The organism is Dysgonomonas sp. 511 (assembly GCF_010501105.1).
In the GTDB taxonomy this organism is placed as follows: Bacteria; Bacteroidota; Bacteroidia; order Bacteroidales; family Dysgonomonadaceae; genus Dysgonomonas.
Genome location: NZ_QVMQ01000067.1, coordinates 1 through 9,250, shown reverse-complemented (window position 1 = coordinate 9,250; position 9,250 = coordinate 1). Strand labels below are relative to the sequence as shown.

General features: G+C 40.4%; 13 protein-coding genes. 7 read left to right on the top strand and 6 right to left on the bottom strand.

Annotated elements, in window-relative coordinates:
* Positions 1–180 precede the first annotated feature (180 nt).
* From D0T57_RS15220 to D0T57_RS15200, 5 genes are all read left to right on the top strand, one after another.
* Positions 181–438, top strand: coding sequence for a hypothetical protein (locus tag D0T57_RS15220; protein WP_185154692.1), 258 nt, complete (start codon positions 181–183; stop codon positions 436–438).
* Positions 439–955: 517 nt separating this feature from the next.
* Positions 956–2,188 carry a site-specific integrase gene (locus D0T57_RS15215; RefSeq protein WP_163274324.1) on the top strand — a complete coding sequence of 411 codons (1,233 nt, stop codon included), beginning with the start codon at positions 956–958 and terminating at the stop codon, positions 2,186–2,188.
* A gap of 14 nt (positions 2,189–2,202) precedes the next feature.
* The gene (locus D0T57_RS15210; RefSeq protein ID WP_163274323.1) at positions 2,203–3,498 is read left to right on the top strand and encodes a site-specific integrase; all 1,296 of its coding nucleotides are present in this window, start codon (positions 2,203–2,205) and stop codon (positions 3,496–3,498) included.
* 21 nt (positions 3,499–3,519) lie between these two features.
* Positions 3,520–3,888, top strand: coding sequence for a protein-tyrosine kinase (locus tag D0T57_RS15205; RefSeq protein WP_185154691.1), 369 nt, complete (start codon positions 3,520–3,522; stop codon positions 3,886–3,888).
* A 54-nt stretch (positions 3,889–3,942) separates the two neighbouring features.
* Positions 3,943–4,749 (top strand): KilA-N domain-containing protein, encoded by an 807-nt coding sequence (locus D0T57_RS15200; RefSeq protein WP_163274322.1) that lies wholly within the window; start codon positions 3,943–3,945, stop codon positions 4,747–4,749.
* 272 nt (positions 4,750–5,021) lie between these two features.
* Here D0T57_RS15200 and D0T57_RS15195 read toward each other — a convergent pair whose 3' ends face one another.
* From D0T57_RS15195 to D0T57_RS15170, 6 genes are all read right to left on the bottom strand, one after another.
* Positions 5,022–5,318: a helix-turn-helix domain-containing protein gene (locus D0T57_RS15195; RefSeq protein WP_163274321.1), complete on the bottom strand. Its 297-nt coding sequence runs from the start codon at positions 5,316–5,318 to the stop codon at positions 5,022–5,024.
* Positions 5,315–5,626 carry a helix-turn-helix domain-containing protein gene (locus D0T57_RS15190; RefSeq protein ID WP_163265374.1) on the bottom strand — a complete coding sequence of 104 codons (312 nt, stop codon included), beginning with the start codon at positions 5,624–5,626 and terminating at the stop codon, positions 5,315–5,317. The genes D0T57_RS15195 and D0T57_RS15190 overlap by 4 nt, the downstream gene beginning before the upstream one ends.
* A 212-nt stretch (positions 5,627–5,838) precedes the next feature.
* A complete protein-coding gene (locus D0T57_RS15185) occupies positions 5,839–6,429 on the bottom strand; it encodes a hypothetical protein (protein WP_163274320.1) in 591 nt (196 codons plus the stop codon).
* Entirely contained in the window at positions 6,429–6,848 is a 420-nt protein-coding gene (locus tag D0T57_RS15180) for a DUF3408 domain-containing protein (RefSeq protein ID WP_163274319.1), read from the bottom strand. The genes D0T57_RS15185 and D0T57_RS15180 overlap by 1 nt, the downstream gene beginning before the upstream one ends.
* A complete protein-coding gene (locus D0T57_RS15175; RefSeq protein ID WP_163274318.1) occupies positions 6,848–7,624 on the bottom strand; it encodes a ParA family protein in 777 nt (258 codons plus the stop codon). The genes D0T57_RS15180 and D0T57_RS15175 overlap by 1 nt, the downstream gene beginning before the upstream one ends.
* 715 nt (positions 7,625–8,339) lie before the next feature.
* Positions 8,340–8,561 (bottom strand): hypothetical protein, encoded by a 222-nt coding sequence (locus tag D0T57_RS15170; RefSeq protein WP_163274317.1) that lies wholly within the window; start codon positions 8,559–8,561, stop codon positions 8,340–8,342.
* A 78-nt stretch (positions 8,562–8,639) separates the two neighbouring features.
* Between D0T57_RS15170 and D0T57_RS15165 the strand changes: the two genes are divergently transcribed.
* Together D0T57_RS15165 and D0T57_RS15160 are read left to right on the top strand one after the other, a co-directional pair.
* Entirely contained in the window at positions 8,640–8,990 is a 351-nt protein-coding gene (locus D0T57_RS15165; RefSeq protein ID WP_163274316.1) for a MobC family plasmid mobilization relaxosome protein, read from the top strand.
* On the top strand, positions 8,980–9,156 hold the full coding sequence (locus D0T57_RS15160; protein ID WP_163274315.1) for a hypothetical protein: 177 nt from the start codon (positions 8,980–8,982) through the stop codon (positions 9,154–9,156). The genes D0T57_RS15165 and D0T57_RS15160 overlap by 11 nt, the downstream gene beginning before the upstream one ends.
* Positions 9,157–9,250 lie beyond the last annotated feature (94 nt).

Below are 9,250 nucleotides of genomic sequence, written 5' to 3'. Positions count from 1 at the left end.
TTTCCATAAACGTTACAAAGATAGAATTTTAAACATTTATAGAAGCTAAAGCCTTGTACTAAAGTACATAGTTTTAACTAGCGAACTTGAAAAATAAAGGAATCTAAAAGATCCCCAAAGCCTAAATATCCGGAAGGTTGTATTGGTTATGATACAATAAAAGCCAATTATATAGGACATTTGATCAAGAGATATAATGAATACAAAGAATATGAGGTCGGTAAGGACAGGATGAATTATGCTGCATTTGGTGCTATATTAAAGAAGGAATTCAAAATTGCCCCTACAAGAACAATTTATAATGTATCAATAAATAAGTTTGATGAATTAGTCACTTATATACAAGATCGAATTGATAAAACGAAATTGGCAAAAATAAAGGGCAAGGGACATAAAAACTATTCCACTTTCGAGGAATATGAAACAGATTTTGGATAAAAAAGAATAGAAAAAGCTGCAAAGAATTATTTTTGACTATATAAAGAAAATTTAAATAGGCTCTTATAGTTTATCGAATATTTACAAAAAAATAGTAACTTTGGAATTAGTAAGAGTATAAGTCAACTCTAAGCCAAAAGTGGCATTTTGAGAGACAATCCAAAGACAAGAATCGTTACCAAACTATGCACCCAAAAAGCAAAAACGGATAAAATGGCGTAAATGGCTGACCTATTGGTGCTAACTTCATTAATTTTCTCTCCGCTGCAAGCAGTAAAAAAGCAAAATATTGTGTATTTCGGAAGACTTTCCGTTACGAATGCGTTACCTGTTTTTGTATTGCAGTAACCATCCAAACAACGGATTTTCCCATGAAAGAAGAACGATTATAGACTTGTTCTTCTGTTGTGTAAGAAACAAGCCGGAATCTGGATTTTTATTCACTGAATCACAGTAATTTGCGTATCGTTGATTAGCTCTATAACAGTTAATTTTGTAACCTGTAAAAGAGTTAATTATGACAGAAGTAAAAGTGAGTTTCTACCTCAAACGAAATGAGGAGAAACAAGACGGAACCGTTCCCGTTCTGGGACGTATCCGCATCGGAAAATCAATGGTGCAGTTTAGTGCCAAAGTATGTGTTCCGGTATCCCTTTGGGATACCAAGTCCGGCAGGGCTACCGGCAAAAGCAAAACAGCACTCTCCATTAATGCCTCCCTAAACAAAATCTGTGTAGCCATCCATTCCGCCTATCGGGATTTGTCGGTGAAAAAGGAGAACGTATATGCCCAAGATGTAAAAAATACGTTTCAGGGCATCGCATCCGAACAGGACACCCTTGTCAAATACTACGAAGCACATAATGAGCATTTCCTGAAAAGTGTCGGTGTGAACCGGTGTATGGAAACCTACAAACGTTATGGCATCTCCCTTAACCACCTGAAACGCTTCATGCGAAAGAAGTACAATATTGGCGATATATCCTTTCAGGCATTGACTCCATCGTTTGTAGCCGATTATGACTATTATTTGCGTGTGGAACTCCGTTTTGCTCCCCAAACGATTGTAAATACTATCGGTCAGCTTCGCAGAATCGTAAAGATAGCCATCAATAATGGGCTTCTCCGCAACGATCCATTTATCGACTATGAATTTATAACGTCGCCCATTGTCCCCAAATCCCTGACATCCGCAGAATTGAAAAAGCTGATGAAAGCAAAGCTATCCCGCCCGAACTTGAATTTCATTCGCGACATGTTCTTATTTTCGAGTTTTACCGGTATCGCATTCAGTGATATGCGCAATCTAACCGAGCAGAATCTTTCCATTGCCGAAGATGGTGTCCAATGGGTAAATCTCAAGCGGAAGAAAACCGGAACACCATGTCACATCCCACTATTGGAAATCCCTTTGCAGTTAATCGAAAAATATCGGGGACTGGCGAAAGACGGTAAATTATTTCCCATGATCAGTTGCAGTAAAACTAACATCTATCTCAAACGAATAGCTGCGGAATGCGGTATAGATAAGCGGGTTACATTTCATATGGCACGTCACTGCTATGCCAGCGTAGTTACTCTTTCTCAGGGAGTTCCGTTGGAAACAGTAGCTGAATTACTCGGTCATCGGGATTGGAGAGCCACCCGTATCTATGCACAGGTAAGCAATGAGAAAATCGGTGAAGATATGCGCCACCTGAATAAACGTCTGTCCGGCAAATTTCATTTGGCGAATAACAATGTACTATAATAAAGGAGGGGATTATGAATACAAATAATAAGAGCAGTCATTCCAATACAACTTACAGCACTTTTGCAGTTCTGTTTTATATCAACCGGCAGAAGATAAAGAAAAACGGCATGTGCCCGTTGATGGGCAGAATCTCTATCAATGCGGAAGTAGCCCAGTTCTCTGCCGGAATAGATATTGACCCGTCGCTATGGGATGCGAAAGCCTACCGCATGACCGGCAAAAGCCACCATACTGCCGAAACGAATTATCAGATAGAGAAACTAACTGATAGAATCAATCGGTACTATAAACAGATATTGGACGAGCAGGGATATATTACGGCGGAGCTTGTCAAAAATGCAGTAAGTGGTATCGGAAGGAAAAAAGAAAATCTGTTGGAACTCTTCCACGAGCATAACGAAGAGTATGCCAAGCAGATAGGTGTTACACGTTCCAAAGGGAGCATCAAGGCTTATGAAGCCGTAGCTAAACAGGTGGGACGTTTCCTGCATATCCATTTCGGCATGGAAGATATACCGTTACGGCAACTGGAATTATCTTTCATTGAGAAGTTTGATTCCTATTTGCGTATCGAACAGGGATTCACCGCCCATACAATATCGACTTATACAATCATTCTTAGGAAGATAGTTCGGCGGGCTATCAGTCAGGGGACGTTACATAAAAATCCTTTTGCCGCCTATATTCCCGAACAGCCTCCCCGTAAGCGCAGGCACATGACTCTGGAGGAACTGGAGAAGTTCATGAACGTTCCGGTAGCCTCCAAGCGCTTATGCCATACACGGGATATGTTTGTATTTGCGACTTTTACCGGTCTGTCATATGCGGATATGTGTAACCTGTCAGAGGAAAATATCCATAAAGGCAGGAATGACAGTTTCTGGATCGACATCAACCGGCAGAAAACTGGTATCCGGTGCAATATACCCTTGTTAGATATCCCTTTGCAGATAATGGAAAAGTACAAGGCGGAGCGCAACGGAAATAAGATTTTCAAGATGCCATCTCCCTCTTGCGTTCAGGTCAATTTGAACAAGGTCGCCAAATTATGCGGAATTGAAAAGCGGATTACCTACCATATGAGCCGTCATAATTTCGGAACCCTTATTACGCTCTCCCGTGGAGTTCCATTGGAAACGGTCAGTCAGATGATGGGACACAAATGTATCCGCACTACCCAAATTTACGCAAAACTTACCCGGCAAAAAGTTAATGAAGACGTGAAGAAAATTAGCGACCGCATCGGTCGGAAATACAAACTACCAGCTCATAGTGGTAGCAAAACGAAGAAAAACAATGCAAAATAACGAAATTCAAACCGGACAATCATGAATAGAGAGATAATAACCATAGAAAACGGTACAGTATCCGTTCCGGCATCAGCCGGAATCTGGATGTCACAGCATCAGCTTGCTGATTTGTTCCAATGCTTTGTAGGTAAAATAAACGCAAACATTCGTGCCATCCTAAAAAACGGAGTATTGGACGAAAGTAAAGTTTGCCGGACTTATCGTTACAAGAATGGCAATTTCGTAGAACAATATAATCTGGAAATGATAATAGCTCTTTCGTTTCGTATTCAATCGAGAAATGCGGAAGTATTTCGCAGGTATATAATTGAAAAGTTCGTTAGAGAAGAGGATACAACAAAGTATATACTTCCATTACATATAATGGATATCAATAATTTAAACTAAATTTGTAGAACCAAGTTGTGGCTAATTTGACCACAATAATAAACAGAAATAATAATGGCTAAAATAAAAGTACAGGAAACAGAAGTTACAGTTGTTAGTATCAATAATGCCGATTATATCTCTCTGACGGATATTGCAAAATATAAGTCAGAAGAACCATTTATTGTGGTTGTAAACTGGATGCGTAATCGAAATACAATTGAGTATCTGGGAATTTGGGAGAGTTTGTATAACCCGGATTTTAAACCTATCGAATTCGATAGGTTTAGGAAAGAAGCGGGATTAAATGCTTTTACCCTCTCTCCTCAAAAATGGATTGAATCAACAAATGCAATAGGCATTATTTCAAAATCCGGACGATATGGTGGAACTTTTGCGCATAAAGATATTGCCTTCAAATTTGCAAGCTGGATTTCGGTTGAATTTGAATTGTATATCATCAAAGAGTTCCAACGCCTTAAAGAGCATGAACAGCAACAACTTGGCTGGTCAGCCAAACGGGAACTGTCGAAAATCAACTATCATATTCACACGGATGCAGTAAAGCATAATCTTATACCGGAGGAACTTACCGCTCAACAAATATCAATCGTGTATGCCAGCGAAGCGGATGTATTAAACATGGCTCTTTTCGGTATTACCGCAAAGCAATGGCGCGATGCTAATCCTGATTTGAAAGGTAATATCCGCGATTATGCTACTATTAACGAACTGATATGCCTGTCTAATATGGAAAATATTAATGCTGTTCTGATAAATGAGCAAGTGCCGCAACCGGAACGACTGCAAAAGCTCAATCAGATAGCTATTCAACAGATGCGGGTATTGCAGGAAGTTGAAAATCGCAAATTGTTGAAATGACACATATTTCATCTAACCGGCGGCAGACTTTTCATTTTTTAAGCCTGCCGTTTTTTATAGCCCTCTTTCATCTGAACACAAAGAAAAAAGAAGGAAATAAAACGACAAGGCTAAACCCTTCGGGTATTTTGCCAAATCTNTCTTCCTTTTTCACGGGACGAAAAAGAGTATTTACCAAAATAGCCTTGTCTTATTTATTCTCCTTCCATTAAGAGGTGTTTATCAGTCGAAAAAGGGAAAGAAATTCAAGGGCTGATGCTTGCCGTAAGTGGCTACCTGAACTTATCCCGATAACCTTCTTGCAATAGCTTCTCAATATCCGAAGACCGATACAGTATCTTGCCGCCCAGCTTGATATAGGGGATTCGTCCTTCGTTCCTATAATCCTGTAGACTCCTCCGGCTCAACTTTAATTTCTTGGACAGTTCCTCATCCGTATAGAAACTTTCTCCGTTTAATGTCGGCTTGCGAGCTGTAAACAGCTTCTCTATCGCAGTAGATAGCCGTTCGAGTGAAAGGAAAAATGATTTTACCCTTTCGTTTTCTGATGTAATTAATTGATTGCTCATACCTGTTTTCCTTTATATTTAGCTTGTTTGCGTTTTTCTTCTACTACTGGAACGATTTTTTCCACGTCTTCCGGTTTGTAATAAGTTTTATGGCTGATTTGGGTATATGCCAATGTTCCGTTATCCCGTAACGTTTGAAGTGTCCGCTTCGAGATATTCAAAAGCTGGCATACGTCCTGATTATCCAACCATTCTTTCATGTCCCTGTCTCCATGCAAGCGGCATAGATGCTCCATCCGGCTTGCAAAATCTTCAAACTTGGAGAGCATTTTCTCGAAAGTTTGTGCTTCAATATTTATTATTTCCATATCTTTATTTTTTAAGTATTAATTTCAATCGAAGCACAAATATATATACAAAAAATCGGTTAAAAAGCAAAGAATCAGGCTGTGGCAGCATTTGTCCGGGGTTGTCCGGGGTTTCGGAGACAAACTCATTTCAGAATTGGAATAATTTTCTCTTAGAAAAGGAAACAGCCCTCGAAAATCAATCCGAAGGCTGCCCCGTTTTACACGAGCCATTACTCCCGTATAAATTTTCGGAACTCCTCATTTTTGATGGAGTCATAAGGAGCGCTCCCTTCTGCCTGTTCAAAAGCCAACAATATACGTTCCTGCGCACGGGGTATTCGGGTTATTATCTGCTCGAAGAGGTCAGTATCACAAAGTTCAAATGCGACATTTAAGGCAGCCTTCTTTTCCTCTCTGTCAACTGTCCTGCCTGATGCCAGACCGCCCAACATCTGAAGTTCCTCAAAAGAAGTCCCATGCCCCCATGTGCCTATTTGTCTTGCTTTTGAAATTGCTGCTACGAAGTTTTTCTCTGACAATTCTTCGAGTAGCTCTTTACTTACCAGCGAGCGGGCAACCTTTACACGTAGCTCATAAGTACGATTCTCCACATAAAGCGTGGTGTCTTTAAATCTCTTTAATATCGAACTGGTTACTTTTTTATATGCTTTTACCACTTGTCCCCAAGTAGCATCATAGATTCTTTTCAAGAGCCTGCGGTGCATATCGCCAAAAGCCCTGCGTAGCGGACTACTCAGGAGCATCCCAGCCCAAAACCACAGGCTAACCAATACGTAGAATTTTATAAACATTTCTTTCATTATTCTGTCGGGTTTATATTGTTCGTCTGATAAATGGTATCGATCTCTTCCTTGAACGTATCCAGATGGTTCAGGATAATATTCTCTACATAGCTACTGATAGTCGCTTTTGATTCATCCATCAGGTGGACAATCCGCATCAACCGGCGGTGGGTCGTGGCAGTTATGTACAGCGGCTTCCGGTGAGTGAAGTCTATCCGGTTGAAGAACAAGCTTTGATAATCTGCCTGTGGTTTGCGCTTTCTTCTCTCTGATGGTTTTGTAGGCGGTTCAGGAACTTTGGATACTGCTTCTGTAACTTCCGAATCCACGCTGGCGGACCTTACTTCTTCCGGTGTTGTATTCTCCATAGTCTTTTCTAACGGCACACCCTGATGTACCATTGAGCGGAGTTTATCGAATTTATTTTCTGTTGCCATTATAATTGAGGTTTAAGGTGAATAATCTCCATAATTTCATTAACCAGCAAATCCAAGTTGCTGCCTTTGAGTAAATTCCTATCAGCAGGAAAGATTGTGGATAGAAAAACAGCATCGCTACCCTCGATGGACTGTTCCTTGTCGTAGCGGACGGATTGCGGGATAACTGTCTGCATCAGCGGTAATCCAAATTGGCAGATAAGTTTCTCGTAGTGTTCGAGCCAGTCTTTCTTGATACGTCCATCGACACGATTCCAAAACAGATGGATGGCTTTCAGGTTCAGGTCTTTGTATTCCTTCAATACTTCTTTTACAGGAACAATGAATGAGAGTGTACTCTCCATTGACATCCGAGAGGGAGCCATTGGCACGAAAACATAATCCATCGACATAAAGGTTGAAATTACCCCATCGTTGTTGATGGTTCCCGGCAGGTCGAAAAATACCACATCATAGTCGGCTGGTTCGCCAGCCAAAAACTCACGGGCTTTCAGGATTGCTTCTTCCGGTTTGGAGCATACGATGGAATAGGTCTGTTTACCCAGCGAATCAAACAGGGCAATAGCTTTGGACTGATAGTGTAGGTTGGTTTCCAACTGCCGGATTTCACGTTTACGCATGTCGTAGACACTGCATTGCGGATAGTCGCAATCCATTACGGCAACATTCAGTCCCTTGAGATAATGCAGATAGCTTGCCACGAGTACTGTAAATGTACTTTTGCCGACACCACCCTTTTGAGTGGAGAAGGCGATAAATAACGGTTCTTTTTTCATCTTGTTTTCAAGTTTTAGAATTACACATATTGATATTTGTAAGTTTTTCAAGCTTTGTTATTTTATTGTTTTCAAGTTTCCTTGTTTTTCAAATTACCAAACCGCCAAGTTTTCATGTTTGATATTTTTCAAGTTTTCAAAATGTAAAACCAACTTGAAAAACTTCTAATCAGAAAAACGACAGATTTTCCAAGTCTCAAAATTTATCGACAGATTGATATTTGTATATTCTCCTGTCTATAAAATCTGCCAAATTCAATCTTTCCAATCTTTCAACCGCGAATATATAACATTCTGTTTGTCAATATACAATGTCGGTTTCTTATGCATTGAAAGGGTGCGTTTTGCACCAAGGACATGCTATTAGGAAGACTATTTGAATAATTGCAGAACAAGTATGGCTTTTTTTATCTCTCAATGGTTTGCCTGAATTTATCAATTGGCAAATCGGGGCAATTCGCACTGATTGCTTTCCGGTCAAACAAGCAATATATAGCAGAGTTATACATGCCAATCCGGCTTTGACATTGACCGGATATTATTAATTTTCTTCGTGGTCTGAAATATTAAAATGACAGACCGATGAATGAAGAAAATTATTTTAAGGCGACCTCCAATTTAAGTCGCATTAGAGAATCCGGGCTTCTACGTTTTATGCCCCGGATAGTGTATAACAGTTGCCGCCGAAGCAAAAAACAAAGAGACTCTCGCCTCTTTATTTTTTTGTCGTCGTCAAAGGAGCAAGGTAATCGCACGGGTAACCCGAAATTCGCCTGCGGCTCTTTCTTGTTCCTCCTGTGCATACCTTGCCCTGCGGGGCTGCGAACTCCTGCACCCGCTCCCGATGGTCGCATGGTTTGGGTTCGCCAGACAACCTTCCCGTTATTCTCCCGATGGTCGCATGGTGGTCAGGTTGTCTTGCAAGTCTTCGCTTCATCTCCCGGTGGTCGCTTCCGTTTCGCCTTGCCCGGCTATCTGAATAGCCGGAAAGATTCCATAACCAAATGTATATGTTATGGAAGATAAGAAAGAAGAGAAGCCCAAACGTGGCCGTCCGGCTAAGGAAAAAGAGAAGCTAAATTTCTCAATCAACCTCAAATTAACGGAGGTGGATTTCAATTCAGTTAAGGATAAAGCAGAGAAAATAGGGATGAAAGCTACACAATATGCACGGGAAATGGTGCTTAAAGGGAAAGTAAAATCCCGTTTCACATTGGAGGAACTTGACCTTATGCGAAAACTTTCAGGGATTGCAAATAACCTAAACCAGATCGCAAAAAAAGCTAATCAGGCAGAATATATTGCGGAAAGCATTAATATAATGGGAATGATGATCAGAATTAAAAGGATACTGGATGATCGCTAAGAATATCAAGGGAAAGTCATTCAAGGGATGTGTATCATATGTGATGAACGATACTGCCAAGTTGCTTGAAGCCGAAGGAGTGCTAGCTTCAAGTAAACAGGATATTATCCGCAGTTTCGCCATGCAACGCTCTGGCAGAAAGGAAATCAAGCAACCTGTCGGCTAAGTACATGACAAAAATATCATAGGGTTCATATTTTCTTTAAAATCAAGTTTATCTAACCACTGAAAAATATAATCAAGTCCATATTTGAAATAAC

Coding starts and splice junctions, on each gene's coding strand:
- D0T57_RS15215 (WP_163274324.1), top strand. CDS start 956: ATGACAGAAGTAAAAGTGAGTTTCTACCTCAAACGAAATGAGGAGAAA.
- D0T57_RS15210 (WP_163274323.1), top strand. CDS start 2,203: ATGAATACAAATAATAAGAGCAGTCATTCCAATACAACTTACAGCACT.
- D0T57_RS15205 (WP_185154691.1), top strand. CDS start 3,520: ATGAATAGAGAGATAATAACCATAGAAAACGGTACAGTATCCGTTCCG.
- D0T57_RS15200 (WP_163274322.1), top strand. CDS start 3,943: ATGGCTAAAATAAAAGTACAGGAAACAGAAGTTACAGTTGTTAGTATC.
- D0T57_RS15195 (WP_163274321.1), bottom strand. CDS start 5,318: ATGAGCAATCAATTAATTACATCAGAAAACGAAAGGGTAAAATCATTT.
- D0T57_RS15190 (WP_163265374.1), bottom strand. CDS start 5,626: ATGGAAATAATAAATATTGAAGCACAAACTTTCGAGAAAATGCTCTCC.
- D0T57_RS15185 (WP_163274320.1), bottom strand. CDS start 6,429: ATGAAAGAAATGTTTATAAAATTCTACGTATTGGTTAGCCTGTGGTTT.
- D0T57_RS15180 (WP_163274319.1), bottom strand. CDS start 6,848: ATGGCAACAGAAAATAAATTCGATAAACTCCGCTCAATGGTACATCAG.
- D0T57_RS15175 (WP_163274318.1), bottom strand. CDS start 7,624: ATGAAAAAAGAACCGTTATTTATCGCCTTCTCCACTCAAAAGGGTGGT.
- D0T57_RS15170 (WP_163274317.1), bottom strand. CDS start 8,561: ATGAAGCGAAGACTTGCAAGACAACCTGACCACCATGCGACCATCGGG.
- D0T57_RS15165 (WP_163274316.1), top strand. CDS start 8,640: ATGGAAGATAAGAAAGAAGAGAAGCCCAAACGTGGCCGTCCGGCTAAG.
- D0T57_RS15160 (WP_163274315.1), top strand. CDS start 8,980: ATGATCGCTAAGAATATCAAGGGAAAGTCATTCAAGGGATGTGTATCA.